Origin of the sequence: Lentzea sp. NPDC042327, from assembly GCF_040647275.1 — a bacterium.
Lineage (GTDB): Bacteria > Actinomycetota > Actinomycetes > Mycobacteriales > Pseudonocardiaceae > Lentzea.
On record NZ_JBEZBX010000012.1, the window covers coordinates 205,848 to 230,874 of the forward strand.

General features: G+C 72.4%; 26 protein-coding genes. 14 read left to right on the forward strand and 12 right to left on the reverse strand.

Annotated elements, in window-relative coordinates:
- Positions 1-44 precede the first annotated feature (44 nt).
- Positions 45-746 carry a protein phosphatase 2C domain-containing protein gene (locus AB0A63_RS28610; RefSeq protein WP_360396891.1) on the reverse strand — a complete coding sequence of 234 codons (702 nt, stop codon included), beginning with the start codon at positions 744-746 and terminating at the stop codon, positions 45-47.
- 64 nt (positions 747-810) lie between these two features.
- Between AB0A63_RS28610 and AB0A63_RS28615 the strand changes: the two genes are divergently transcribed.
- Positions 811-1,020, forward strand: coding sequence for a helix-turn-helix domain-containing protein (locus tag AB0A63_RS28615; RefSeq protein ID WP_065915808.1), 210 nt, complete (start codon positions 811-813; stop codon positions 1,018-1,020).
- Positions 1,017-1,544, forward strand: a complete 528-nt coding sequence (locus AB0A63_RS28620; protein WP_360396851.1) for a Clp protease N-terminal domain-containing protein — start codon at positions 1,017-1,019, stop codon at positions 1,542-1,544. The genes AB0A63_RS28615 and AB0A63_RS28620 overlap by 4 nt, the downstream gene beginning before the upstream one ends.
- On the opposite strand, the gene AB0A63_RS28625 is transcribed toward AB0A63_RS28620, so the two are convergent.
- Entirely contained in the window at positions 1,510-2,148 is a 639-nt protein-coding gene (locus tag AB0A63_RS28625; RefSeq protein ID WP_360396852.1) for a hypothetical protein, read from the reverse strand. The genes AB0A63_RS28620 and AB0A63_RS28625 overlap by 35 nt on opposite strands.
- Before the next feature lie 61 nt (positions 2,149-2,209).
- Between AB0A63_RS28625 and AB0A63_RS28630 the strand changes: the two genes are divergently transcribed.
- Positions 2,210-3,646, forward strand: coding sequence for a PLP-dependent aminotransferase family protein (locus tag AB0A63_RS28630; protein ID WP_360396853.1), 1,437 nt, complete (start codon positions 2,210-2,212; stop codon positions 3,644-3,646).
- A gap of 299 nt (positions 3,647-3,945) precedes the next feature.
- Here AB0A63_RS28630 and AB0A63_RS28635 read toward each other — a convergent pair whose 3' ends face one another.
- From AB0A63_RS28635 to AB0A63_RS28655, 5 genes are all read right to left on the reverse strand, one after another.
- Complete coding sequence (locus AB0A63_RS28635; protein WP_360396854.1) at positions 3,946-4,974, reverse strand: hypothetical protein; 1,029 nt, start codon at positions 4,972-4,974, stop codon at positions 3,946-3,948.
- Positions 4,975-5,934: 960 nt separating this feature from the next.
- The gene (locus AB0A63_RS28640) at positions 5,935-8,052 is read right to left on the reverse strand and encodes a CHAT domain-containing protein (protein WP_360396855.1); all 2,118 of its coding nucleotides are present in this window, start codon (positions 8,050-8,052) and stop codon (positions 5,935-5,937) included.
- Positions 8,049-8,408, reverse strand: coding sequence for a hypothetical protein (locus AB0A63_RS28645; RefSeq protein ID WP_360396856.1), 360 nt, complete (start codon positions 8,406-8,408; stop codon positions 8,049-8,051). The genes AB0A63_RS28640 and AB0A63_RS28645 overlap by 4 nt, the downstream gene beginning before the upstream one ends.
- The gene (locus AB0A63_RS28650) at positions 8,405-8,935 is read right to left on the reverse strand and encodes a sigma-70 family RNA polymerase sigma factor (RefSeq protein WP_360396857.1); all 531 of its coding nucleotides are present in this window, start codon (positions 8,933-8,935) and stop codon (positions 8,405-8,407) included. Before AB0A63_RS28650 ends, AB0A63_RS28645 begins: the two co-directional genes overlap by 4 nt.
- Before the next feature lie 96 nt (positions 8,936-9,031).
- Positions 9,032-10,195 carry a pyridoxal phosphate-dependent aminotransferase gene (locus AB0A63_RS28655; protein WP_360396858.1) on the reverse strand — a complete coding sequence of 388 codons (1,164 nt, stop codon included), beginning with the start codon at positions 10,193-10,195 and terminating at the stop codon, positions 9,032-9,034.
- Between the two features lie 80 nt (positions 10,196-10,275).
- On the opposite strand from AB0A63_RS28655, the gene AB0A63_RS28660 reads away from it, so the two are divergent.
- Positions 10,276-11,472, forward strand: coding sequence for a DUF445 family protein (locus AB0A63_RS28660; RefSeq protein WP_360396892.1), 1,197 nt, complete (start codon positions 10,276-10,278; stop codon positions 11,470-11,472).
- Here AB0A63_RS28660 and AB0A63_RS28665 read toward each other — a convergent pair.
- On the reverse strand, positions 11,445-11,933 hold the full coding sequence (locus AB0A63_RS28665; protein WP_360396859.1) for a CGNR zinc finger domain-containing protein: 489 nt from the start codon (positions 11,931-11,933) through the stop codon (positions 11,445-11,447). The two genes, AB0A63_RS28660 and AB0A63_RS28665, sit on opposite strands and share 28 nt — an antisense overlap.
- Before the next feature lie 86 nt (positions 11,934-12,019).
- On the opposite strand from AB0A63_RS28665, the gene AB0A63_RS28670 reads away from it, so the two are divergent.
- Genes AB0A63_RS28670 through AB0A63_RS28685 form a run of 4 tightly spaced genes read left to right on the forward strand, consistent with a single transcriptional unit; the run spans position 12,020 to position 16,208 of the window.
- Positions 12,020-12,544: a PadR family transcriptional regulator gene (locus AB0A63_RS28670; RefSeq protein ID WP_360396860.1), complete on the forward strand. Its 525-nt coding sequence runs from the start codon at positions 12,020-12,022 to the stop codon at positions 12,542-12,544.
- The gene (locus AB0A63_RS28675) at positions 12,541-13,215 is read left to right on the forward strand and encodes an ABC transporter ATP-binding protein (RefSeq protein ID WP_360396861.1); all 675 of its coding nucleotides are present in this window, start codon (positions 12,541-12,543) and stop codon (positions 13,213-13,215) included. The genes AB0A63_RS28670 and AB0A63_RS28675 overlap by 4 nt, the downstream gene beginning before the upstream one ends.
- Positions 13,212-15,458: an ABC transporter permease gene (locus tag AB0A63_RS28680; protein ID WP_360396862.1), complete on the forward strand. Its 2,247-nt coding sequence runs from the start codon at positions 13,212-13,214 to the stop codon at positions 15,456-15,458. The genes AB0A63_RS28675 and AB0A63_RS28680 overlap by 4 nt, the downstream gene beginning before the upstream one ends.
- A gap of 33 nt (positions 15,459-15,491) precedes the next feature.
- The gene (locus AB0A63_RS28685; protein WP_360396863.1) at positions 15,492-16,208 is read left to right on the forward strand and encodes a Long-chain-fatty-acid--CoA ligase; all 717 of its coding nucleotides are present in this window, start codon (positions 15,492-15,494) and stop codon (positions 16,206-16,208) included.
- Between the two features lie 169 nt (positions 16,209-16,377).
- On the opposite strand, the gene AB0A63_RS28690 is transcribed toward AB0A63_RS28685, so the two are convergent.
- Positions 16,378-18,384 (reverse strand): NACHT domain-containing protein, encoded by a 2,007-nt coding sequence (locus tag AB0A63_RS28690; protein ID WP_360396864.1) that lies wholly within the window; start codon positions 18,382-18,384, stop codon positions 16,378-16,380.
- A gap of 70 nt (positions 18,385-18,454) precedes the next feature.
- Positions 18,455-19,522 (reverse strand): ATP-grasp peptide maturase system methyltransferase, encoded by a 1,068-nt coding sequence (tgmC, locus tag AB0A63_RS28695; protein ID WP_360396865.1) that lies wholly within the window; start codon positions 19,520-19,522, stop codon positions 18,455-18,457.
- 117 nt (positions 19,523-19,639) lie between these two features.
- On the opposite strand from tgmC, the gene AB0A63_RS28700 reads away from it, so the two are divergent.
- The 5 genes from AB0A63_RS28700 to AB0A63_RS28720 all read left to right on the forward strand — a co-directional run bounded on the left by AB0A63_RS28700 (position 19,640) and on the right by AB0A63_RS28720 (position 22,381).
- Positions 19,640-20,017 carry a helix-turn-helix transcriptional regulator gene (locus tag AB0A63_RS28700; protein ID WP_360396866.1) on the forward strand — a complete coding sequence of 126 codons (378 nt, stop codon included), beginning with the start codon at positions 19,640-19,642 and terminating at the stop codon, positions 20,015-20,017.
- Positions 20,018-20,022: 5 nt separating this feature from the next.
- Positions 20,023-20,697, forward strand: coding sequence for a hypothetical protein (locus AB0A63_RS28705; RefSeq protein ID WP_360396867.1), 675 nt, complete (start codon positions 20,023-20,025; stop codon positions 20,695-20,697).
- A gap of 179 nt (positions 20,698-20,876) precedes the next feature.
- Positions 20,877-21,170 (forward strand): DUF2516 family protein, encoded by a 294-nt coding sequence (locus tag AB0A63_RS28710; RefSeq protein WP_360396893.1) that lies wholly within the window; start codon positions 20,877-20,879, stop codon positions 21,168-21,170.
- Positions 21,167-21,823 (forward strand): alpha/beta hydrolase, encoded by a 657-nt coding sequence (locus AB0A63_RS28715; RefSeq protein ID WP_360396868.1) that lies wholly within the window; start codon positions 21,167-21,169, stop codon positions 21,821-21,823. The genes AB0A63_RS28710 and AB0A63_RS28715 overlap by 4 nt, the downstream gene beginning before the upstream one ends.
- Positions 21,824-21,832: 9 nt before the next feature.
- A complete protein-coding gene (locus AB0A63_RS28720; RefSeq protein ID WP_360396869.1) occupies positions 21,833-22,381 on the forward strand; it encodes a type 1 glutamine amidotransferase domain-containing protein in 549 nt (182 codons plus the stop codon).
- Positions 22,382-22,408: 27 nt separating this feature from the next.
- On the opposite strand, the gene AB0A63_RS28725 is transcribed toward AB0A63_RS28720, so the two are convergent.
- Positions 22,409-23,170: a MerR family transcriptional regulator gene (locus tag AB0A63_RS28725; RefSeq protein ID WP_360396870.1), complete on the reverse strand. Its 762-nt coding sequence runs from the start codon at positions 23,168-23,170 to the stop codon at positions 22,409-22,411.
- A 241-nt stretch (positions 23,171-23,411) separates the two neighbouring features.
- On the opposite strand from AB0A63_RS28725, the gene AB0A63_RS28730 reads away from it, so the two are divergent.
- On the forward strand, positions 23,412-23,972 hold the full coding sequence (locus AB0A63_RS28730; protein ID WP_360396871.1) for a YbaK/EbsC family protein: 561 nt from the start codon (positions 23,412-23,414) through the stop codon (positions 23,970-23,972).
- Here AB0A63_RS28730 and AB0A63_RS28735 read toward each other — a convergent pair.
- Entirely contained in the window at positions 23,940-25,016 is a 1,077-nt protein-coding gene (locus tag AB0A63_RS28735) for a hypothetical protein (protein WP_360396872.1), read from the reverse strand. The two genes, AB0A63_RS28730 and AB0A63_RS28735, sit on opposite strands and share 33 nt — an antisense overlap.
- Between the last annotated feature and the right edge of the window lie 11 nt (positions 25,017-25,027).

Genomic DNA, 25,027 nt, shown 5'->3' on the forward strand with positions numbered 1-25,027 from the left:
CCTCTTCGAAAGAAGCCCCGCGAGTCTCGCGGGGCTTCTTTCGTTCATGCGGTGATCCGGACGACGGCTTGATCGTCGTGCGTTTTGCAGCGCGGCCACCGGATGTGTTCCGGATCACTGCGCTCGGCTTCCCTGATCCGGTCGAGCGCCGCACCGAGCGGGAGCTCCGCGAGCTCGTCCCACGAGAACAGCCCGTACTCGGACACTCCACACGAGACACCGTCCGTGGCGACGACCACTTTCTTGATCATCTCTCGCGGCCAGCTCGCGGTCAGCGCCTGGCGGCCCGCCTCGGGATCGGCCTCCGCGACCCAGTAGCCGCCGGGCCTGTTCGTCCACCGCAGGATGTCCGGGTCCGGCCGGAGGTCGGCCAGCCGGGTGTCCTCGACCACGTCCGTGGTCCGTCCGAACGCGACGACCGGGGTGTCGCACAAGACGAGGGCGTCGATCGTCTCGTCGTCCCACCGCACGATCGCCGCGGTGGCGGCCGGGGAGTCGCCGGGAACGAGGTCGTGCTCCGCCACGAGGGACGTGATCGCCTGCGCGAGGAGCTCGGTCAACGGCGTGCCGGCGTCCACCGTCCTGGCCAGCTCGTCGGCGAGCCGGGTGGCGTACCAGCCGCCGTCGCGGTCGGGCGGCCGGGTGCGCGAGGTGACCCCGTCGAGGACCACGACGGCGTTGGGCAGCACGCGGATCCGGTCCTCGGTGACGCGTCCGGGAGCGCCCTGTTCGGCAGTCTCGATCATCACCGCTCCACCGTACGTGTCAACCCCGGTTGACGAAACCCCGTTGTCAACGTACGTTGACGGCATGACGGAAGCGACGGATCTCGCCACAGCGGCCGGTGATCGCGACCCGAAGATCGGGTTGCGGGCCGTCAGCGCGTTGCGGCGACTGCTCGAACACCTGGAAGCGGCCCAGGTCCGCAGTGCGCGGGCGCAGGGCTGGTCGTGGCAGGACATCGCGGCGGAGCTCGGGGTGTCCCGCCAGGCGGTGCACAAGAAGCACGGGGGACGATGATGATCGCGGAGCGGTTCACGAAGGAAGCGCGCGAGGCCGTGCAGAAGGCGGTCGCGGACGCGGAACGGGTGCACGCGGGCGAGGTCGGCGTGGAGCACCTGCTGCTGGCGTTGCTGGACACGCCGGTGCTGGCCGGGTTCGACCTGCCGCGCGAGGAGCTGGAGGCGGAGTTCCGCGACTACCGGCGCAAGGGCGGGCTGACCAAGGCGGACGCGGATGCGTTGCGCGGCTTGGGGATCGACGTCGACCAGGTGATCGACTCGGTCGAGCAGTCGCTCGGCACGGGCGTGCTGCGGCCGGGGCCGCGGCGGCGCTGGTTCGGGATGCCGCTGGAGCCGGAGTTCAAGAAGGCGCTGGAGAAGAGCCTGCGCGAGGCCCGCGACCTCGGCCACAACCACCTCGGCAACGAGCACCTCGTGCTGGCTCTGTTGCAAGGCAAGGGGATCGTGGCCGAGGTGCTGGCCGAACGCGGGGTCGGGTACGCCGAGATCAGGAAGCGGGCTGCGAGCGCTCGCGCCAGGTGAGGTGCGGCAGGAACAGCTGCGAGAGCGGGCCGATCCCCAGCGCGTACAGGACCGTGCCGATGCCGACGGTGCCGCCGAGCAGCCAGCCCGTGCCGAGCACCAGCAGTTCGAGGACGCTGCGCGTGAGGCGCAGCGAGAGGCCCGTGCGGCGGCAGAACCCGGTGACGAGGCCGTCGCGCGGGCCCGGTCCGAGCCGGGAACCGACGTAGGCGGCGAACGCGACCGCGTTCAGCACGATGCCCAGCGCCAGGAACACGATCCTGGGCACGAGCCCCTGCGGTGCGGGCAGGATCGCGAGGGTCGCGTCGACCGCCAGTGCGATGACGACGACGTTCGCGATCGTGCCGACGCCGGGCTTCTGCCGCAGCGGGATCCACGCCAGCAGGACCAGCACGCCGGTGATCGCGGTGATCAGGCCGAAGCTCAGGCCGGTGCGTTCGGTGAGGCCCTCGTGCAGCACGTCCCACGGGTTCAGGCCGAGCGTCGCGCGGATCTGCAGCGCCATGCTCGCGCCGTAGAGCCACAGCCCGGCGAGGAGCTGCGGAAGGCGACGGGCGGGGGAGATCCGGACGGAGACCTGGTGGAGTGCGGTCGTGGAGGCCATGTGGTCATACTGAGGCGCGATTGGCCTGGTAATCCATAGCCAATTCTGGGAAATTGGCCTCATGCTCCCACCAGGTGGACGTATATCGGGTGCTCGGCTGGCCCGGCTGCTCGGGTCGTGGCGCAAGCAGGGTGCCCGGCAGGGGTCGGCCGACCTCGCCACCGCGATCCGGCTGCTCGTGGCGGACGGCCGGCTGCCGGTCGGCACCCGGCTGCCGTCGGAGCGCGAGCTCACCGACGCACTCCCGGTGAGCCGCACGACGATCACGGCCGCGCTCGACCAGCTGCGCGGTGAGGGGCTGGTCGCATCCCGGCGCGGCGCCGGATCGTGGATCGACGGCCCGGTCGGAGGCGGCGGTGGCATCGTCGGCGGCGACGACGCGTTGATCGACCTGACCCGGTGCGCGCCGCCCGCCCACCCCGGCCTGCGCCAGGCGATGGCGGCGGCGCTGGCGCGGATGCCCGAGCACCTGGTGTCGCACGGGTACCACGAGCGCGGCCTGCCCGTGCTGCGGCAGGCGATCGCCGACCGGTACGCGGCACGGGGGCTGCCGACGTCACCGGACCAGATCGTGGTCACCTCGGGCGCGCAGCACGCGTGGGCGCTGGCGCTGCGGCTGTTCGCCGGGCCGGGTGACCGGGTGCTCGTGGAGCAGCCGACCTACCCCAACGCGCTGGAGGCGGTGCGGGCCGCGTCGGCGATCCCGGTGCCCGTGCCGATGACCGGCGACGGCTGGGAGGTCGACGCCTACGAGGCGGCGCTGCGGCAGGCAGGTCCCCGGCTGGCCTACCTCATCCCGGACTTCCAGAACCCGACCGGCGCCCTGCTGCCCGCGGCCGGCCGTGAAGCGCTCGCCGCCGCGTTGAGGAAGGCGCACACGCCGGTGGTGGTGGACGAGACGCTGGTCGAGCTGTCGCTGACCGATGACCGGATGCCACCGCCGATGGCGGCGTTCGGCGGCGATCTGGTGGTGACGCTCGGATCGGCGAGCAAGTCGCACTGGGGTGGACTGCGCGTCGGGTGGATCCGGGCGTCGGCGGAGATCGTGCACCGGCTGATGTCCACGCGCGCGGCGATCGACCTCGGCACCCCGGTGTTCGAGCAGCTGGTGCTCACCGAACTGCTGACGGACGCGGACCCCGTGTTGCGGCAACGGCGCCTGGAGTTCGCCGCTCAGCGGGACGTCGCGGCGGAGGCGCTGCGGCTGCACTGTCCACAGTGGAGCTTTCGGGTCCCGGCCGGTGGGCTCGGGTTGTGGTGCACGCTCGACGCGCCGGTGAGCACCCGGATCGCCGTGGTGGCGCAGAACCACGGCCTGCGGCTCGTGCCCGGCCCGCGTTGGGCGGTCCACGGCGGCTGCGAGCAGATGCTCCGAGTGCCGTACACGCAGTCGCCCGAAGTGCTGCGCGAGGCGATCGGCCGTTTGGGTGTGGTAGCTGCATCCGTTGCGGGCACTGGATTTCCGTCGGATGCCGACGTCTCGGTGCCGGTCGCGTGAGACACGTCGGCCCGGTCTCCCACAGCGGTGGAGACCGGGCCGACGAACTTGCCAACGGAGTGGCCTGCGGCGGGGGACGTCCCAGGGATTGGCGTCCCCCGTCCGCAGGTTTCCCCGTGCGGTCCGAGGCTGCGGGGGCAGCGCGGCACTCGGACCAGACCCGACCTGCCAGGGCGCGGTTGGCAGGTCAGGAAGACTGGGGGTTCCTTGCGTACAACGGGAAATACGAGGAGGAGTTACTGGCGCGACGGCACGAGACGGTCACAAATCGCGCAGAGGGCAGACCTGTCCTGTCGGACTCAGTCGGGTGACGTGCTCGGCAGGCCGGGAAGGCTGCCGGGGGACCGACCGTCGCGGCGTTCCTCGACCGACCACGTGGTCGGCGGGAACAGCTCGTTGCGCGACGTGAGCACGGCCAGCACGCCGCGCGTGCCGCCGGAGTTGTCGGTGTGGCTCGACGACGCGGACGCCGTCGTGGTGACCGGGGCGGGCTGGGGCGCCGGAGCGGGCGCGTCCCTGCCGGGCTCGGTCCAGGTGAGGTCGGCCTGCTGCGGCGCGGGCTCGGCCTGTGGCGTGGGCTGGCTGAACGTCCGCAGCGGCTGCGGCACGTACTTCGCGACCGCGACCGCGACGGGCGCGGCCGCCGGCGGCGGAGGAGCGGGCAGCTCGGCGGCGGCCCTGGCGGCCAGCCGCGCGGCGCGGACCTGGGCCTTCGCCCTGATCACCTCGGGCGGCGCCTTGTTCGAGACGGTGCCGGACCGGGAGTTGGAGTGCGTGCCGCCGGTGAAGTCGAGCACCGGGCCGTCGTCGTGGTCGTCGTCCCCGGCGGGGTCCTCCGGCCGGTTCGGCGGGACGAACCCCGGTACCGGGACGTCGTCGACCGGCTGGTGCTGCTCGATGAAGGACGTGGTGAACGCGGTGACCCAGCCCGCGGGGTCGTCGCTCAGGCTCGGGGCGGTGAACAGCTGCGAGGCGTCGAGCGCCTGCGGTTCGTCCGCGGCCTGCGGTTCGTCGAGGGCCTGCGGTCGGTCGACCGGCTGCGGTTCGCCGGCCGGGGTCGCTACCGGGGTCTCGGTCGCCTGCTCGGCCAGCGGTGCGGTGGGCGCGGCGGTCTCGGGGCTCTGCTCCTGGACCGGCTGCGGTGCCGTGACCGGTGCGGCCGGGTCGAGCGGTGCGGGAGCTTCGGTCGTGATCTCGACGGCGGGCGGTGCCTCCACGGGGTTCGCGTCGGCCGAGGCGGGCGAGCCGCCCATCAGCCAGGCCGCGGCCGTGAACCCACCGAGGGCAGCGGCCCGCAGCAGCAGTGCGACAGCTCCACCACCGGCCACAGGATCACCACCGTCCACCGTTCGGGCCACCGCCAACGCCGCAGCGCCGTCGGAGGTCGACGTTGAGCTATGTCTAGCACCGGTGGGTGGTTTTGCGAACCAACTCGCCGCAAACCACACGGAAGGGCGGTCACGTGCGGCTGTCCGTGTTCGCCCCGATCGGGCGCGAACACCGTCTGTGTGGTCATCGGATCGAGTGACATCGCGCTCCGGTCCCCTGTGGACCTCGCCGCAGCGCGGGATGGTGTCCGCTGTGGACGCACCGAAACAGGTCAAGAGCCTCTCTGAGCTGGCCGGTCACGCGTCGGAGGCCCTCGGTCCGGTGCACGTGCACGATCCAGGCGGTCCGAACGAGTGCTTGGTCCGTTCGGGGGAAGTCATCGTGCTCCCGGAGGACGCACCCACTGTGCGCAAGCGTTTGCGGGGTGTCTGCTCGCACGAGGAGGCCGTTCCGGGGGCCGTCCGGATGCACCTGAAGGCGGCGCACGCACTGCGCGTCGTCCCCATCGCTCGCGACGTCGGTGCCGCACCGCACCACGTCCACCTCGCCTGCCCGATCATGATCGGCACCTCCCGCCCGGTCATCGGCGGCCACCTGCCGTCGTTGCGAGGGGAGGGGTCCGTCGCGTTGCTGGACACCCCTCTCGATGCCCCGCACGGCGCGTTGGTCGCCGGTGTGCTGCGACACCACGGTGCGACCGTCCGCCCGTTCCCCGTCCTCACGCCGTCCGGCTTCGGCTCCGACCTCGCCCTCGCCGCCGCACTGCGCGCCACCCGCTCGGTGCCGGTGGTCCTGGTGTCGTCCGGCACCTACACGTTCGACGACGCCTGCCCGCCGGTCCTGGCCGCGTGCGGCGGCAACGTCGTCGCGGCCGCGGGCAACGGCGGGTCCGCCCGCCCGTGGTGGCCCGCCGCCCTGCCCGCCGTGACCGCCGTGGGCACCTCCGACCCGTTCTCCGGTCACGGCCCGTGGGTCGACGTGGTGACCAACGGGACCGACGTGCCCGCCAGCGTCGGCTCCGCGCAGTCGCTGTGCACCGGCACCTCGTTCGCCGCCGCGCTGCACGCCGCGACGCTCGTGCCGGTGCCGTAGCAGCTGAAGCCCAGGTGGGCGACGGCGCGCGCGGCCGCCGCGGGGTGGTCGAGCCGCCGGTGGACCGCCGCCATGGCCGCGCCGACCTGCCGGTCCGGGACGGGCAGGACGCTCGCCAGCACCGCCCTCGTGCCGGCGTCGAGGAACGCCCGCGCGAGGCCCGACTCGCAGGCCGAGAGCACGACGACCTGCGGCGGGTGCTCGACGCGGGCCAGGTCGTAGCCGTAGAGCGGGCCGTCGTCGAGCTCCAGGTACGAGAACAGCGGGTTGTCCGCGTTGACGACGCCGTGCGCCGCGATGTGGGCGATGCCGGCGCCTTCGAGGCCCCGCAGCGTCTCCTCCACAGTGGATCCGAGGACCGTGCCGCCGTGTTCCCGGTGCAGCGCGGTCACCTCCTCGTGGCCGAGGTCCGGTCCGGCGACCCACACCCTGCGGCCACCGGGTTGCGGTGGGCACCAGCGGTCCAACGCCGGCAGCACGTGCACCTTCGGCCGGAGCGCGGCCCACGGCATGTCGCGCAACACGCCGTCCGGGACCACCACGACCTCCTCCACCTGCGGCAACAGGTCGTTGTCGATCGTGCGGCCCGCGCGCAACGCCAGCTTGGCCGCCTGGACGAGCGCGGCCGGCTCGGCCACGACGCGGACGCTCTCCGGCGTCACGGCCAGCACCTGTCCCCTGTGGACGACGAAGCTGACCACCGGCAGGTGGCCGGGCACCTCGTCGCCGGAGGGGGAGCGCCGGGCCGTGGCGACGGTCAGCCGGCGGATGTCCCGTTCCAGCGCCTCGACCGGACCGCCGAGCGCCCGTGCCCGCCGCAGCCCGGCGAGTGCGCTCGCGAGCGCCGGATCGCCCGGCGGCAACGGCGACGGGTAGCTGCGGCGGTGCCGTTCGCCCCACCGCAGCACCTCGCGCGGCGTCCGGGCGAGGTCGAGCGCGCGTCCGGTCAGCTCCCGCCGCACCCACTCGTTGGCGAGCCCGGCGCCGTCCTCGTCGAGGACGCGCAGCCCGGCCCGGCACGCCGCCAGCGCACCCCGCCGGTCCGACCGCCTGGCCTGCGCGAGCCACCCCAGCGCCCTGGTCCTGGCCGGTCCGCGGAACCGCTGGGCCGCGACCGCGTCGACCTCGCCCGCGGCCAGCATCAGCTCGCCGTCCGGTCGTCCGGCCGTCCGGTAGAGCCGCAGCGCCGTGGCGGTGTCCCCGCGTCGCAACGCGCACCGCGCGCCGAGCAGCACCGCCTCCGGTGACCGCCGTCCGCACCGCTCCAGCAAGGCGAGCGCGGGCTCCACCACCCGGTGCGCCTCCTCGTCCAGCCCGGCCGCGAGCAACGCCTCCGCCCGATCGACCAGCGCCTCCGGCCGGCTCGTGGAGTCGAGACCGGCCCGTGCCGCCTCCTCGTACCGCCGCAGCGCCGACGGCAGGTCACCGGCCAGCATCGCGACGAAACCCCTGTTGTGCAGGCACATCGCGATCCGGCCGCTCTCGCCGATCCTCCGCAGCGCCGCCGCGGCCGCCGTGAAGTCCGCGTCCGCGCCGGCCAGCCGCAGGGCGTAGCACCGCGCGATGCCCCTGCCGATCAACGCGTTCGCGAGCCACCGCTGGTCGTCGTACCGGCGCAGCTCCCTGATCACGGCGGTCAGCTCGGCCATTGCCGGACGAGGGTCGGCCGACCGGCACAGGTGCAGCCCGCGCAGGCAGCGCGCCCGCGCGAGCTCGTTGCCGCGCAGCTGCGGCGTGGCGAGGTCGAGGTGCCGCAGGCTGCGGGTGCGACGGCCCCGGTCCAGGTCGATCCACGCGAGCGTCAGCCGGAACCGCGGTTCGCCGGTGAGCCGCAGGCCGCGCTGTGCCAAAGCGGCCGCCTCGTCGAGGTGCCCGAGCTCGACGTGGGCGACGCTCAGGTCGTGCAGGGCCTGGGCGCGTTCGGCCTTGGAGCCGCGGACCACCGTGCCGGCGATGGTGGCCCGCGGGTCGGCGCTGGCGCTCACGCGACGAACCAGTCCGTGGTCAGGCCCAGCTCAGGCACGCAGACGCACACCGGCCCCGGCACGACCTCGGCGCGGAACCAGCCCTCGGCGTCCGGCGCGACCGCCCGCACGGCCTCCGGTGAACGCACCTCGACGGTGCCGGTCACGCCGTCCAGGACGCCGGTCAGGCGCGGGCCGTCGAGCTGCAGGTACATCCGGCCGGTGCCGACGTGGAACACGAGCTGCCGCGACGGGCCGCGGACCGGCTCGTCGACGACCGCCATGGGGGCCAGGCCGGTCGGGACCGGCGCACCGACGGCCGGGGGCACGTCGGCACCGAACAGCGCGGCGATCTCGTCGAGCAACGGGTCCCTCACCGCGCCACCGCCAGCTTCCGGCGCAGCGCGGTGAGGCACCGGGTCCGCGTCGGGCCGACGCTCCCCAGCTTCATCCCCAGGGCGTCGGCAACCTGTGCATAACTCAGCTCGGGGCTATGGGCGGCGATCCTCAGCAGCCGCTGGCAGCGTTCGTTCAACGTGACCAGCGCCGTCCACAGCCGGTGGGCGCGGTCGTCGCCCAGCACGACGTCCTCGGGTGTCGGCAGGGCCGACTCCGGCTCCCAGCGGTCGACCGGGACCTCACGGCCGCGGCTGCGCAGCACGGCGATGCTCTGCCTGGTGGCGGTACGGAGCAGCCACCCGGCCAAGGCCTCGGGATCTCGCAGCCGGGTGAGGTGTTCTGCCAGGCAGAGCCACGTGCACTGGTAGACGTCGGCCGCGTCGGCGTGGCTCAGGCGGAACGATCTGGGCACCGACCAGACCAGTCGCGAGTAGCGCTCGACGAGCGCGTCCCAGCCCGTGGTCCCGGCTCGTGCGGACTGGACGACCTCGGTGTTGGAGTTCATGCCATTTGGAGTGGAACGCCGTCGGCACGGCTCCGCTGCTCACCCGAAAGTGGTTTGTCCACAGGTGTGGAGAAACTCATCCACACCTGTGGACAACTACAGCTTGTGGAGTCGCTCCACGGCCTCGTCGATCACCGCGTCCTGCTTGCAGAACGCGAACCGGATCAGGTGCTGCCACTCGGCCGGCCGGTCCGTGAAGACCTGCACGGGCACCGCGGCGACCCCGATCCGCGCGGGCAGCTCGCGGCACAGCGCCAGGCCGTCGGTGTAGCCGAGCGGGCGGACGTCGGCGCAGATGAAGTACGTGCCCTCCGACGACCGCACCTCGAAGCCCGCCGCGCGCAGCCCCTCCGCCAGCCGGGCCCGCTTCGCCGCCAGCGAGTCGCGCAGCGCCGTGACCCAGTCCAGCTCGGTGGTCAGCGCCTGGGCGACGGCGGGCTGGAACGGCGCCCCGCCCACGAACGTCATGAACTGCTTCGCCGCGCGCACCGCCGCGACCAGTTCGGCCGGACCGCACACCCAGCCGATCTTCCAGCCGGTGCAGTTGAACGTCTTGCCCGCGCCCGAGATCGACAGGGTCCGCTGGGCCATCCCCGGCAGCGAGGCCAGCGGGACGTGCTGCCGGCCGTCGAAGACCAGGTGCTCGTACACCTCGTCGGTGATCGCCAGCAGGTCGTGCTCGACGCACAACGCGGCGATGGCGCGCATCTCGTCGACGGTGAACACGGTGCCGGTCGGGTTGTGCGGCGAGTTCACCAGGATCGCGCGCGTGCGCGGCGTGACCGCGGCCCGCAGCGCGTCGACGTCCAGCGCCAACCGGCCGGACGAGTCCTCGCGCAGCCCCACGGTCACCCTGGTCGCTCCCGCGAGCGCCACCGACGCCGCGTACGAGTCGTAGTAGGGCTCGACCAGCACCACCTCGTCACCCGGCTCGACCAGCGCCAGCAGCGAGGCCGCGATCGCCTCTGTGGCGCCGACCGTGACCAGGACCTCGGTGTCCGGGTCGTAGGAGGTGCCGTAGCGCGACCGGTGCGCGGCGATGGCGGCGCGCAGCACCGGCATGCCGGGACCCGGCGGGTACTGGTTGACGCCCGACGCGATGGCCGACTGGGCCGCCGCGAGCATCGACGCCGGACCGTCGGTGTCGGGGAAGCCCTGACCGAGGTTCACGGCGTCGTGCTGCACGGCCAGCCCGGTCATCTCCGCGAAGATCGTCGAGGTGAACGGCTGCAACCTGGGGACTAGCGCTGGTACCCGCACAACGCAGGATCTTCACGGACAATGGTGCCGTGGAGCAACTGACCGCCGCTGACCAGCAGAAGCGCACAGACCTGCGCAAGATGAAGGTCGTCGCCACCAGCTTCCTCGTGGGTGCGACGGTCGTCTTCTTCGGGACCCACGCCTTCGAGGGCGCCTGGGTCGGGTACGTCCGGGCCGCCGCGGAGGCCGGCATGGTGGGCGCGCTCGCCGACTGGTTCGCCGTCACGGCCCTGTTCCGGCGCCCGCTCGGCCTGCCGATCCCGCACACCGCGATCATCCCGACCCGCAAGAACATGTTCGGCAAGACGCTCGGCGACTTCGTCGGCGTCAACTTCCTGAGCAAGGAGATCGTCCAGGACAAGCTGCGCCGCGCGGGCATCGCCGAGCGCGCCGGTGCGTGGCTCAAGCAGCCGGAGAACGCCGAACGCGTCACCAACGAGCTCGCGAACGTCCTCAAGGGCGCGATCACCGTGCTCAAGGACGAGGACGTGCAGGCCGTCGTCGAGCAGGCGATCGTCAAGCGCGTCACCGCCAAGCCGTGGGGCCCGCCGCTGGGCAAGCTCCTGGAGCAGGTGCTCACCGACGGCGCCCACCACAAGCTCGTCGACCTGATGTGCGACCGGGCCTACGAGTGGGTGCGCGACAACTACGACAAGGTCAGCCTCATCGTCACCGACCGCGCGCCGGCGTGGTCGCCCAGGTTCGTCGACTCGATGCTCGGCGACAAGGTCCACACCGAGCTGGTCAACTTCGCGTGGGCGGTGAAGACCGACGTCAACCACCCGATGCGGCTCGCAGTGGACCAGTTCCTGATCGAGTTCTCCGCGGACATGCAGAACGACCCGGCCACCCTGCAGCGCGCCGAGCAGGTCAAGCAGCAGGTCATCAACCACCCCGACGTGCAGAAGCTGATCAGCAGCGCGTGGGGCACGGCGAAGAAGATGCTGCTCGACGCCGCCGAGGACCCGTCCAGCGAGCTGCGCAGGAGGGTGATGCAGGGGCTGATCACGCTCGGCACCAACCTGACCGACGACCTCGAGCTGCGCGCCAAGGTCGACGGCTGGCTGGAGCAGGCCGCCGGGTACGTCGTGAGCAACTACCGGGCCGAGATCACCACGCTCATCACCGACACCGTCGAGCGGTGGGACGCGGAGGAGACCTCGCGCAAGATCGAGCTGCAGGTCGGCAGGGACCTGCAGTTCATCCGGATCAACGGCACCGTGGTCGGCGCGCTGGCCGGCCTGGTGATCTACACCGTGGCCAACGTGCTGTTCTGAGAGGCGCGCGAGCGTTTTCGGAACGTCCTGGCCTTCTCGCGATTGCCGCACACCCGCATGGAGCACCAGGTGCGGGAGCGGTTGCGGGATCTGTCGAAGAACGCGCGCAGGCAGTCGTCTGCGGGGCAGATCTTGAACCGCTCCCACGACCCGAGCACCGCGAGGCGGGCCGACGCCGCGAGCACCGCGCCCACCGCGTCGCTGCTCGCGAGCATCGGGACGCCGCCGGTCAGCTCGACGTGCACCACGCCGGCCGCCGTGCGCGGCCCTGACGACCCCTCGATGGACGAGCGCAGTGCCGCCCGCGCGGCGCGCGCCTGTGCGATCTCCCCGCTCCGCCCGAGGCCGCGTTCGGTCACCCACGCGCGCCAGGAGGCTTCACTGTCCAGTACGTGTCGAGTGTTCAGGAAGTCGAGCAGCAGCTCGACGTCGTGATCCCAGCCGACAGTCAGACCAGTCACCCCACCACTGTAGGCGCCACGGCGGTTGCCCGTCAGGACATCCGGGGAATGCACCCGGTGTATACACGGGGTGTACAGTCGTCCGCATGTCGATCGGTCACGCACTGTTGGGCCTGCTAGAGGGTGGTCCAAGGCACGGGTATGACCTCAAGCGCACCTACGACGAGCGCTTCGGGCAGGACCGGCCGTTGCACTACGGGCAGGTCTACTCGACGCTGTCGCGGCTGCTGAAGAACGGCCTGGTGACCGAGGCCGGAGTGGAGGCGGGCGACGGTCCGGAGCGCAAGCGGTACGCCATCACCGACGCCGGGGTCACCGACGTGGAGCGCTGGCTGGGCACGCCGGAGAAGCCGGAGCCCTACCTGCAGAACACCCTCTACGCGAAGGTCGTGCTGGCGCTGCTGTCCGGCCGCAGCGCGGTGGAGGTGCTGGACGTCCAGCGCTCCGCGCACCTGCGGACCATGCGCGAGCTGACCCGGCGCAAGACCGGCGGCGACCTGGCCGACCAGCTGATCTGCGACTTCGCGCTGTTCCACCTGGAGGCGGACCTGCGCTGGCTGGAGCTGACGGCCGCCCGCGTCGACCAGCTCGCGGAGCAGGTGGCGCGATGACGCTGCTGAGGGCCGAGGAGCTGCACAGGTCGTTCGGGAAGACGCACGCGCTGGCCGGCGCCGGGCTCACGGTCCGCGAGGGCGAGGTCGTGGCGGTCATGGGGCCGTCCGGGTCCGGCAAGTCGACCCTGCTGCACTGCGTCGCGGGCATCCTGCCGCCGGACAGCGGCACGATCACCTACCGCGACCGCGACCTGACCCGGATGTCCGACCACGAGCGCAGCGAGCTGCGGCGCACCGAGTTCGGGTTCGTGTTCCAGTTCGGCCAGCTGGTGCCGGAGCTGACTTGCCTGGAGAACGTGGCGCTGCCGTTGCGGCTGAGCGGGATGCGGCGCAAACCAGCCGAGCGCGCCGCGCACGAGTGGCTGACCAGGCTGGAGGTCGACGGCGTGGCCGACCAGCGGCCCGGTGAGACCTCCGGTGGCCAGGGCCAGCGCGTCGCCGTGGCCCGCGCGCTGGTCACCGGCCCGAAGGTGATCTTCGCCGACGAGCCGACCGGGGCGCTCGACTCGCTCAACGGCGAGCGGGTGATGCACCTGCTCACCACCGCGGCGCGGGAGACGGGCGCGGCCGTCGTGCTGGTCACGCACGAGCCGCGGGTCGCCGCCTACTCCGACCGCGAGGTCGTGGTGCGCGACGGGCGGTCCCGGGACGTGGAGCCGGCCGGGTGAAGCGGGTGATCGGCGACCTCGCCCTCGGGGTCCGGCTGGCGGTCGGGGGCAGCCGGAAGTCGTGGGCGCGGCTCGTCCTGCAGGGACTCGGCATCGGCCTGGGCGTGGCCGTGCTGGTCCTCGCGGCCTCGCTGCCGGGGGCCATCGACGTGCGCGACAAGCGCGGGGACGCGAGCGAACCGGTGTCGGAGGGCACCGGGCCGGCGCCGTTGCTGGTGAGCGTCGTGCACCTGGAGTACCGGGCGGAGCTGGTGCGCGGCCGGTACGTGAAGGTGCTCTCGCCGGACGCCCCCGTGCCGCCCGGTGTCGACCGGCTGCCCGGTGACGGGGAGGTCGTCGTGTCACCCGCGCTCGCCGAGCTGCTGGCGAGCGAGGAGGGCGCGCTGCTGCGGCCGCGGTTGCCGCAGCGGGTGGTCGGGACCATCGGCAGGGAGGGGCTCACCGGTCCGCTCGACCTGGTGTTCCTGGCCGGGGACGCCTCGATCGTGTCGACCGGGAGCAACGAGACGTACCGCTGGGGCGCGCACTACGGCGGCGGAGGGCTCGCGCCGATCCTGTGGCTGCTCAGCATGGTGGGCGTGATCGTCCTGCTGTTCCCGGTGCTGGTGTTCGTCAGCGTGGCCGCGCGGCTGGCCGCGGCCCAGCGCGACCGCAGGCTGGCGGCGTTGCGGCTGGTCGGCGCCGGTGCGAGACGGGTGCGGCTGATCGCGTCCGGTGAGGCGCTGGCCAGCGCGGTGGTCGGGCTCGCCGCGGGGTTCGGGCTGTTCTACGCGCTGCGGCCGTTCTCGGACGACGTCGTCCTGGAGCAGCTGGTGGTGTTCCCGGAGGACCTGACCCCGGCGCCGGCGCTGACGGTCGCGGTGCTCGTCGGGGTGCCGGTGCTGGCGGTGGCCACGTCGTTGTTCTCGATGCGGCGGACCATCATCGAGCCGCTGGGCGTGGTGCGCGAGCAGCGCCCGGTGCGGCGCAGGCTGTGGTGGCGGCTGCTGCCCACGGTCGCCGGTGCGGCGCTGCTGGCCAGCCAGGCCGGCCGGGTCACCGGCGACCAGCAGCCGGAGGAGCTGCCCGTCGTGCTCGGCGTGGTGCTGCTGATGTTCGGCATCCCGGTGCTGCTGCCGTGGCTGGTCGAGCGGGTCGTCTTCCGCCTGCGCGGCGGCACCCCGGCATTGCAGCTGGCCGTGCGCAGGCTCCAGCTCGACAGCGGCACGGCCGCGCGGGTCGTGGGCGGCGTCGCGGTGGTGCTCGCGGGCACCGTGACGTTGCAGATGGTCCTCGCCGCCGTCGAGAACGAGGTGGTGGACAGGGAGCTGACGCGGTCCCCACAGGACGTGCTGGCCATGCGGGTCACCGACACCACCGCCACACCGGGCCTGCGCGACGCGCTGGCGCGCAGCGCCGGGGTGCGTGCCGTGCACGAGCTGCGCTGGACGTCCGGCAGCACCGGCGAGCGGTCGTCCGTGTCGATCGTCGTGGGCACCTGCGCCGCGCTGCGGACGCAGCTCCCGGTGACCGGGTGCGCCGACGGCAAGGCGTACCTGGCGCGGGAGGCCACCGGCGGTTTCACCGTCACGCCGGGCGTGCCGCTCGCCGTCGGCAGGGACCGCGAGCAGCGGTGGCTGCCTCCGGCCGTGGTCGAGGAGGTCTCCGGCGCCACCACCGGCGGCTTCTACCTCACCCCGGCCGCCGCCCGGGGCCTCACCCTCGGCACCCGCGGCGTCGAGTACATCGCCCAGCTCGACCTGGCGACGCCGGACGCCGCCGAACACGCCCGCAACGCCGTGGCCCCGTACTCGTGGCGCGTGCGGTCGTTCTCCGGCGGCCAGTCCAGGATGTCGGAGGTGGAGCGGGTGTTCGGGCTGGTGCGCCAGGGCCTGTACGGCGGCATGGCCGTCACCCTGCTGCTGGCCGGTGCATCGATGCTGGTGGTGGGCCTCGAACAGGTCAGGGAACGCCGCCGTCCGCTGGCCGTGCTGGCCGCGTCCGGCGTCCCGCGCGCCACCCTGGCCCGTTCCCTGCTGTGGCAGAACGGGCTGCCCCTGGTGCTGTCGACGGTGGTGTCGGTGGCCACCGGCATCGGCCTCGGCGTGCTGTCGGTGAGGGTGTCGAGAGCCGAGGTCGCCTTCGACTGGCAGGGCATCGCCCTGGTCACCGCCGCCGCGATGGCCCTGGTCCTGCTGGTCACCGCCCTGACGCTGCCGTCCCTGCGCAAGGCGACCGGCGCCCTCGGCCTGCGCACGGAGTGAGGTGCCGATCTGCACGTGCCTACGATCAGGCCCGTGCAGATCGCCACCACCTCCGACCACCCGCACCTCTCCACGGCGGCGCTGGTCGGCGAGTGGCCCCTGTTCATCCTGAAGGACCCGATCTCCAACCGGTACCGCAAGACCGTCCAGCAGTACTTCCCGCAGTACGACGTGCTCGCACTCGACGGCTCGGAGGTCCTGGCCCACGCCGTGGCCGTCGCCCTGTGCTGGGACGGCACCCCGTCCACCCTCCCCGACGGCGGCTACGACGGCGCCATCGTCCAATCGGTGCGCGACCACGAGTCCGGCACCACCCCGGACACCCTGTGCGTCCTCGCCGCCACCGTCCGAGCCACCCACGCCGGCCGGGGCCTGGCCGCCGCGGTCCTGACCGCCCTCCGCACCCGCGCCCTCGCGAACGGCCTGTCCCGCGTCGTCGTACCGGTCCGCCCCACCCTGAAGGCGAACTACCCGCTCACCCCGATGGCCGACTTCGCGACCTGGACCCGCCCCGACGGCCTGCACCTGGACCCGTGGATCCGCACCCACCAACGCCTCGGCGCCACCGTCCTCGGCCCAGCCGAACGCTCCATGGTCGTGACGGGCACCGCCGCGGAGTGGCAGAGGTGGACCGGCCTGCACTTCCCCCGGTCCGGCCGGTACGTCGTACCCGGCGGCCACGACGTCGTGGTGTTCGAGGGGGATCGCGGCGTCTACGAGGAGACGAACCTCTGGATGCGCCACCTCTGACGGCCCAGGCTCCCGCCCGCGTACCGCACAAGACGCCCGCGCCTTCCGGTGCCTCCGCTCATCCCGCGCCGTTCAGCCCGCGTGGCGTGGCGTGGCTTGCGCCGCTCCGCCTGCGCTGCCCACGCGGTTCGGCTCGCGCACCGCCTCGCGCCGTCCGCGCTCGACAGCCCTACACCCGGTCCTTCCGCCGCAACCGCGCCTTCCCGACCCCACCCCCGGCCGCCGCACCGTGCTCCGCCAGCCGGTCCTGCACCAGCCCGTGCCGGAACTGGTAGCAGGCCCCGGCCCGACACAGCACCCCGAGCTTGCGCGCGTCCTCGAAGAACACCATCAGCTCCCACGGCAGCTTGCCCCGCAGCGCCAACCAGATCCGCGCCACGGTGAACCACCACCACCGCAGGTGCAGCACGGCCAGCGCGAACCCCAGCATCAGCCCGGAAGCCAGCCCCAGCCCGACCATGCCGGTCTGGTTCGGCCCGAACACCAGTGCCGCCGCCGAACCGAACACCACGGCCAGCACCAGCGACCCGGTCCACACGGCGATCCGGTCGCGCGCCATGGTCCACTGTGGACTGGAGGCCTGGGACAGCTCGGCTGTGCTGGACAACGCGAACCGCAGTGCCACGGCCACCGCGAGGCCCAGGCCGACCACCAGACCGGCGGACAACCCGTACAGCGCGCCGAAGACGAGGCCCGCCGCGAGGCCGAGTACACCGGGGACGAGGAGCAGGGAGCGCGAGATTCCCAGGCGTGGCTTGGGTTTGCGTTCCTGCGAGGCGGTCAGTGCGGCGCCGCCGACCAGGACGCCGGCGACCAGGCCGCTGAGCGGGGCGAGTTTCGGGGTGATCGAGTAGGCCATCAGCCAGGCGACACCGAAGCCGCCGATCGCGCCCAGTGCCAGTGCGCCGAGCAGGGCGAGCCAGGTGCGGCCGACCGAGCGGCGCAGCTCCCACCAGGCCAGTTCGCGGATGCCGCGGTCGCGCATCTCGTGCGCGAGGAACTCCAGCCACCTGCGCGCCCTGTCGCGGGGCCAGACCTGGCTGGCCCTGGCGTGGTGGGCGGCGGCGCGGTTGCCGAAGGCGCGGGAGACCAGCTCGTCGCAGAGGTGGTCGCAGACGGCGCGGGCGTCCGGGAAGCGGCCGCGGTCGAGGAGCTCGGTCGGTTCCGCCTCGAAGTCGGCGTAGACCATGCTGGCCAGCCACATCGTCAGCGGTGTGGACAGGGCGTCGGCGAGGCGGCCGTCCGGTTCCTCGCGCAGGTGGATGAACACCGGTTCCCAGCGGGCCGCTCCCACGCTGTCGGCGCTCGCCCGCAGGTAGGAGGCGACCTCGTCGAGGTCGAGCGGGGCCAGTTCGACGACGTCGGCGCCGTGCAGCGGGCCCGCGAGGTGCACGGCCTGGGCGTACTCGGCGGTGCGGCACGTGAGGACGAGCGGGCGCGTGGCGGGGAACGCCTTCGCGATCCGCGCCAGTGCGTCGGCGCGCTGGTGTGCGGGGACGTCGTCGAGGCCGTCCAGCACCGGCAGGACGCGGTGCTGCTCGATCAGCAGGTCACCGGCGTAGCTGCCGTAGAGCTCGGTGTTGCTCAGGGCCGGGTGGTCCTCGTAGAGGCGGCGGGTCAGCCACGTGCGGATGTCCTCGACCGCCGGGTTCCACGTCGACAACGGCAGCAGCACCGGCACCATGCCGCCGTCGTAGCGGTCGAGCAGGCCGCACGTCAGCAGCATCGCAACCGTCGTCTTCCCGGTGCCCGCCTCGCCGAGGACGACCATCCGGCGGTGGGGCTGCCGTTCGAACGCGCCGACCACCGCGTCGCTGTGGCCGGGGGGTGCGTTCCGTCCGTCACCCAGGTCCAGTTCGGGTGCGGTCCAGTGCAGGTCGAGGACGTCCGGGTCGGTGAGGCCGCGGGAACGCACCTCCTCGTTCCACTGCGCCTGCAGAGCGGTGGCCAGGGCGCGGCAGGCGGCGTCCAGGTGCTCTTCGGTGCTCAGTTCGGCGTTGTGCCTGCGCCGCACCCACGGGTCGAGCAGCGCGAGGAAGCCGAGGAACACCACGGCGAGCGCGCCCAGCCACACGTGCGGGTTGATGCCGTGGTCGGTGACGAACAGACCGGCAGCCGTGAGCAGTGCGGTCAGCACGCAGCCGGCCAGCAGCGCCTGCTGGCGGAATCTGGACATGCGCGCATCATGACGCACCGCATCCGCCCGGGGTCGGTTCAGTGAGCCGTGTCGTGCCGTTCGCTGTTGATCACAGTCGCCACCTCCGCCCGTCGAAGGTGAGGAACTGGCCGTCATGACCGATGGTGACACCGAAGTGCTGCCGCCGGGGTTTGCCCAGGTCCTCCCACAGCGCCAGCGCCTGTTCCGCCAGGTCCCACAGCCGTCGCGGACCGCCCTGGTCGACGTGCGAGCCGTGGTGGTGCACCCAGGAGCCGTCCGGGTGGCCCAGCCAGTCCTGTCCCGCGACGACGTCGGGCAGCGCGACGCCGGCGAAGAACTCGAACGGGCCGGCCGGGTCGACCACCGTGGCCATCGGCAGCGTGGTGGTCCTGCGGTCGAACGCGCCCGTGCCGGCGAGCGCGGGCTTGCGGGCGTGCGCGCGCAACGGCATGAAGCGGCCGTCCTCCACCAGGACCCGGCCCTCGCCGGTGCCGTCGCCGCGGGAGACGATCCGGACGAGCCCGGCGCCGATGGGGCGGTGCAGGGTGGTGATGACGAGGCCGCCGGGCCGGGTCTGCTCCAGCCACGCGGGCGGGATCGTCGTCACGGAACACGTCGCGAGCACCCGGTCGTACGGCGCTCCCGCCGGATGACCCCGCGCGCCGTCACCGATGACGCAGGTGGGGGTGAAACCGTTGCGGTGCAGGCGTTCGCGGGCCCGTGCGGAAAGCTGCGGGTCGACGTCGACGGTCGTCACGCGGTCGGCGCCCAGGGCGTGGCACAGGAGTGCGGCGTTGTACCCGGTGCCGGTGCCCACCTCCAGCACCGACTGTCCGGTGTGGACCTCCAGCGCCTCCAGCATGATCGCCATGATGGCCGGCATGCTCGACGAGCACGTCGGTGTGCCACCGGTCATCGTGTCGTCACCGTCGAACTGGGTAACCCAGACCCGGTCGGTGTAGACGAGCTGCAGCCAGCCGGGGTGCTCCGCGGTGACCGGTTCCCAGTCGCCGTCGTGCCGCTGGCGGTAGAAGCGCGGCAGGAACTCGTGGCGCGGCACCTCGCGGAAAGCCTTGAGCCACCGGGGATCGCGCAGCACACCGGTGCCGAGCAGGTGGTCGGCCAGCTCGGCGCGCAGGGCTCCGGCGTCGTCCATGACCTCTCCACGGTAGCCCTGTGGCGCAGCACACGCAGCGATTGCTAGCAGAGTGCTTGCAACTGCTAGCACCCCTCGCTAACGTGGTCGGTGCACGAGGAACGGGAGCGGGAACCAATGGACAAGTCCATCGACAAAGCCGTCGCGGACCTCGGCCGCAACATCGGGGACTTCATCCGCGAGCAGCGCAACACCGCGAAGATCTCGTTGCGGGAGTTGGCAAAGCAGGCCGGCGTCTCCAACCCGTACCTGAGCCAGATCGAGCGGGGACTGCGCAAGCCCAGTGCGGAGATCCTGCAGCAGATCGCCAAGGGGCTGCGCATCTCGGCCGAGGTGCTCTACGTCGAGGCCGGGATCCTCCAGCAGCGCGAAGGCGGTGCGTTGGCGGACGCCGTCGTCGCCGCGACCGATCTGACCGAGCGGCAGAAGCAGGTGCTGCTCGACGTCTACGAATCTTTCCGGCGGGAGAACGCCGCCAAGACCAAGGAGGAGTGATCTCCATGCCGAAGCTCACCCAGGACGACATCCGCACCGCCGCCGAGCAGGGCGCGCACGCCGCCCGCCAGGCCCTCCTCGCCGCCCTCGGCGCCGGTGACCTCGCCGCCAAGGCCGTGGTCGAGGCGCTGGGCAAGGCCAGGGAGCGCGCGGAGGAGGCCTCCGCGAAGGCCACCGACCTGCCCACCGAGCTCAAGGACCTGCGCGAGAAGCTGCAGCCCGCCGAGCTGAAGAAGCTGGTCGACGCCTACACCGCCTCCGCGGTGAACCTCTACAGCTACCTCGCGGAGCAGGGCGAGCAGACCCTCGAGCAGATCAAGGCCCAGCCGCAGGTCAAGCAGGCCGTCGAGCAGGTCGAGCAGGCCGTCGGGGCCGCCCAGAAGCGCGCGGGGACCGCCGCCGCCGACGCCCGCGTGCTCGCCGACGACGTCCTCGGCAAGGTGACCCGCCGCACCCGCTCGGTCGGCGAGAAGGTCGCCGTCCAGGTCGAGGACACCGCCGAGAAGCTGGCCGAGGAGATCGTCGAGGTCGGTGGCGAGGCCGCGTCCGAGGTCCGCAGCACCACCCGCAAGGCCGCGAACCGCACCGCGCCGCGCAAGCCGGCGACCACGACCCGCAGCACCGGCACCACCGCCGCGGTCAAGAAGCCGACCACGACGACGGACGACACCGCCAAGTGAGTCGTTGAAGACTCGTTGAGGTTCCTCCGGAGGGGGAGTGCGCCACGGCGTGCTCCCCCTCCGGTGCGTCCGGCGCAAGTGCGTCCCGCGGGCCGGATCGGGCCCTGCCCGACGCTCCGTTCCCGCTGACGCGCACGGGCACGTAGGCTGGTCCTGTGTTCCCCGTGCCGATCTTCAGCATCTGGAACCTCGACGGCATCGTGTACTTCCTCGCCGACCTGGGGTTCACCATCCTCGGGCTGTTCGCGTTCTTCCACGCGCTGAGCCAGCGCGTCGACGCCTACACCGCGGCCGAGCGCATGACGAAGCCGGCGTGGTTGGGCATCACCGGTGGTGGAGCCGCGGCGATGCTGCTGTTCTCGCCGGGCACCTTCGGGTCGATCTTCTGGCTCGCCGGTCTCGTCGCGGTGCTCGTGTACATGGTGGACGTGCGCCCCAGACTCATCGAGGTGCAGCGCGGCCCGCGCTGGTGATCACGAACTCCTACGGCTCCGGCTCGCCCGTCACCCTGGTGGCGCACGGGCTGGGGGCCACGCCCGGTGAGGCGCGCATCCCCGCCTCCGGGCTGCCCGGCACCCGCGTGGTCGTGACGCTGCCCTCCCACGGGTCGGCTCCCGACGCGCCGCCCGGCTACTGGGACTACGGGCGCATCGCCGACGACCTCGCCACAGTCGAGGCCGACCACGCGGTCGGCGTCTCGCTGGGGGCCGCGGCCCTGGTCAGGCTGCTGTCGCGGCAGCCGCGGCGGTTCCGGCGGGTGGCGTTGCTGCTGCCCGCGGTGCTCGACCAGCCGCGCCCTGCGGTCACGCTCCAGCAGCTCTCCGACCTCACCGCCGGCCCGTCCGCCTACGTCGAGGACCGCCGGCGGGCGCTCACCAGGCTCGAAGCCGCGGCCGAACAGCTGCCCGGCCAGGTCGCCGTCGCCGACGCCGGACTGCTCGCCCACGTCGAGGTCCCGGTGCTGGTCATCGCCGCCACGAACGACCCGCTGCACCCCGAGGACGTCGCCAAGGCGACCGCCGGTGCGTTCCCGAACGGCGAGCTGTGGCTGGTCGACTCGCCCGCGCCGATGATCACCCACCGCGCCGAGGTACGCCACAGGTTGGTCGAGTTCTTCGGCGGGTAACCGAACGACATGGCTGAGAAGAAGATCGCATTCCTGGTCGCCTCGGAGGGCATCGAGCAGGTCGAGCTCACCGACCCGTGGACGCACGTCGAGAAGGCCGGTGGCACGCCGCGGCTGCTCGCGCCTGAGCTCGGCGAGGTGCGCGGGTTCAACCACCTCACGCCGGCGGACGCGTTCCCGGTCGACACCAAGCTCGCCGACGCCAAGGCCGACGACTACGACGGCGCGGTCATCCCCGGCGGGGTGGCCAACTCGGACTTCCTGCGGATGGACGGCGACGCCGTGCGGCTGGTCAAGGAGCTGGTCGCGCAGGGCAAGCCGGTCGCGGCGATCTGCCACGGGCCGTGGCTGCTGGTCGAGGCGGACGTCGTCCGCGGCAAGATGCTGACCTCGTTCCCGAGCCTGCAGACCGACATCCGCAACGCGGGCGGTGACTGGGCCGACCAGGAGGTCCGCGTCTGCGACATGAACGGGTGGACGCTCGTGACGTCGCGCAACCCGGACGACCTGCCCGCTTTCAACCGCGAGGCGCTCAAGGCGTTCGGGCTGGCCGAGTAGCCGGGATCTGCAGCTCCCGGCCCTGCGTCAGCTCAGACGCGTCTCGGCGTAGTGCGCCATGGCGTCACGCGTCCACTCGGCCATGTTGCCGGCACCCTCGACGTCGAAGTTGGCCCGGAACTCGTCCGAGTCGACGTAGAGGTCGCCGAGGCCCTTGTAGGACTCCCGGTTGGGCGTCCAGCTCAGGCAGATCCAGCGGTAGTGGCGGTCGACCAGCTCCTGCGTCTGCGGAGTGTCGACCGCCGCGCCGGCGACGTACAGGGCACCGAGCTGTGTCGCGATGTCCTGCCACTCGGCCATGAACCGGTCCGCGTCGGCCCGGTTCCAGCCCTTCATCTTCCGCTTGCTCTCGGCGATGTGCTCCTTCGCACCCTCGCCGTAGCGCTCGACGAGCTCTGCCTCGTGCCGTTCCTGCTTCTTCGCGTCGAAGCCGTCGAACAGCTCTTCCATCTTCACCTCGTCCCCTCCTTCCAGTTCGGCGATCGTGCGCGCGACGGTGCCCGCCAGCCGGTCCAGCCGCCGCTGCTCGTCACGCAGCCACCGGTGGTGGTTGCGCAGGACGGTCAGCTGGTCAGTGCCGTTCAGCACCTCCGCAACCACGTCGAGGCCCAGGCCCAGGTCGCGCAGCAGCAGGATCTGCTGCAGGCGGTGCACCTGCTCCTTCTCGTAGTAGCGGTAACCGTTGTCGCCGATCCAGGCTGGCGGCAGCAGCCCGATCGAGTCGTAGTGCCGCAGCGTCCTGGACGTCACCTTCGACATCCGGGCCACCTGGGCGATCGACCAGGCCATCTCTTCTCTCCTTCGCGCTCTCCAATGACGCTAAAGGTTGACGCAACGTCAATGTCAACGCGACTTTTCAAGTGCACGCGGGGCGCTTTCGTACTCCAGGAGGGCACGCGGGGTCCCCGCGTGCCCTTGGAGGGAACGTAGGGTCCCCGCGTGCCCTTGGAGGGAACGTGGGGTCCCCGCGTGCCCCCGAGGGGAACGTGGGGCCCCCGCGTGCCGGAAAGTGGAGGGGGAGTGGGGGAGGATGAGAGGTGTGTGGACCATCGGTGGTTCGTTGGAACCCGTACCTGTGCTGTCGCGCCTCGACCTGGTCGCGGAACCGGTCGCGAAGGCGCTGAAGGAGCTGGACGGCGCCGACCGCGTCGCCGTCGCGGAGATCGACCCCTCGCTCGCCGACACCGCCGAGTTCTGCGCCCATTACGGCTCACCGCTGGAGGCCAGCGCGAACTGCGTGGTCGTCGCGGGCAAGCGCGGCGGTGAGGTCCGTTATGCGGCCTGCATGGTGCTGGCGACCATGCGTGCGGACGTCAACGGCGTCATCCGCAGGCGGCTCGACGCGCGCAAGGCGTCGTTCGCGCCGATGGACGAGGCAGTGGCGTTGACGGGCATGGAGTACGGCGGGATCACGCCCATCGGGGTGCCCGCGGACTGGCCGGTCCTGGTGTCGCCCGAGGTCGCCGCCGCCCCCGAGCTGGTGGTGGGCAGCGGCATCCGCGGTTCCAAGATCCTCATCCCCGGCGACGTGCTGCTGACGCTGGCGGGTGCCGAGGTGCTACCCGAGCTCGCCCGCGTACTTGAGCAGTAGCGCGACGGCCTCGTCGACGTCGTCGGTCACGAGGATCCACCGCTCGGCGTCCCGGCCGGCCGCGAGCTTCTGCACGAGCGGTGCGGCCGGGACCTCGTCGGTCCAGAAGGCCGTGCCCAGGAAGATCATGGGCGCGGCCGGGCCGACGCTGCCGTAGTAGTTCTGCGTGAAGTCCTGGAAGACCTCCTGGACCGTGCCCGCCTTGCCCGGCGTGTAGACGATGCCGCCGGTCGCGACGGTCAGCAGGCCCTCCTCGCGCACCGAGTTCGCGAAGTACTTGGCGTGCAGCTCGCAGGCCGGGTTGGGCGGCTCGTGGCCGTAGAACCAGGTCGGGATGCCGATCGTGCGCGGCACCTCGAACGACGGCACCTCCGGGAACGCCGCCAGCCACCGGCCGATCGACTCGTCGTCACCGCCGAACGACGGCGCCTCCGCCAGCTGCGCGAGCACGTCGGCGTCCGCCGAGCCGCAGCGCACGCCCAGCGGCACGGCCTCCATGGCGCCCGGACCACCACCGGTCAGCACGGTCAGGCCCGCGCGCCCCAGTGCGGCGCCGAGCTCGACGGCGTTGCGGTAGCCGTCCGAGCCGCGGGCCAGCGCGTGACCGCCCATCACGGCGACCGGCCGGCCGGTCAGCACCTCGTCGAGCGCCTCGGTGATCGAGTGGTCGTGCAGGCGCTCGGCCAGCGCGTGCAGCGGGTCAGGGTGGTGGCCCTGCTGCTTGCTGTGCCGGTAGATCACCGCGTCCGGGGTGTCGGCGTAGGTCCTCGGGTCAGCCGGGTCGAAGCCCGCGAACAGCTCACCGGGCGTGTAGAGGTGCGAGCGGTACACGTCGTAGGGCACGTCCGGGATCACCGGGAAGATCAACGCGCCCGCCGCCTCCGCCCGGCGCTGCATCGTCTCGCTGAGCGTGCAGCCGAGCAGCAGCGCGCCGTCCATCGGCACGCGCACGTCCTCACGCGTCAGGTCCAGCCCGACGATGACGGCTTTGCGCAGGTCGGGCGCTGCCCGCAGGTGGTCGAGGTCGGTGATTTCGGTCCGCACGGGAAAAGCCT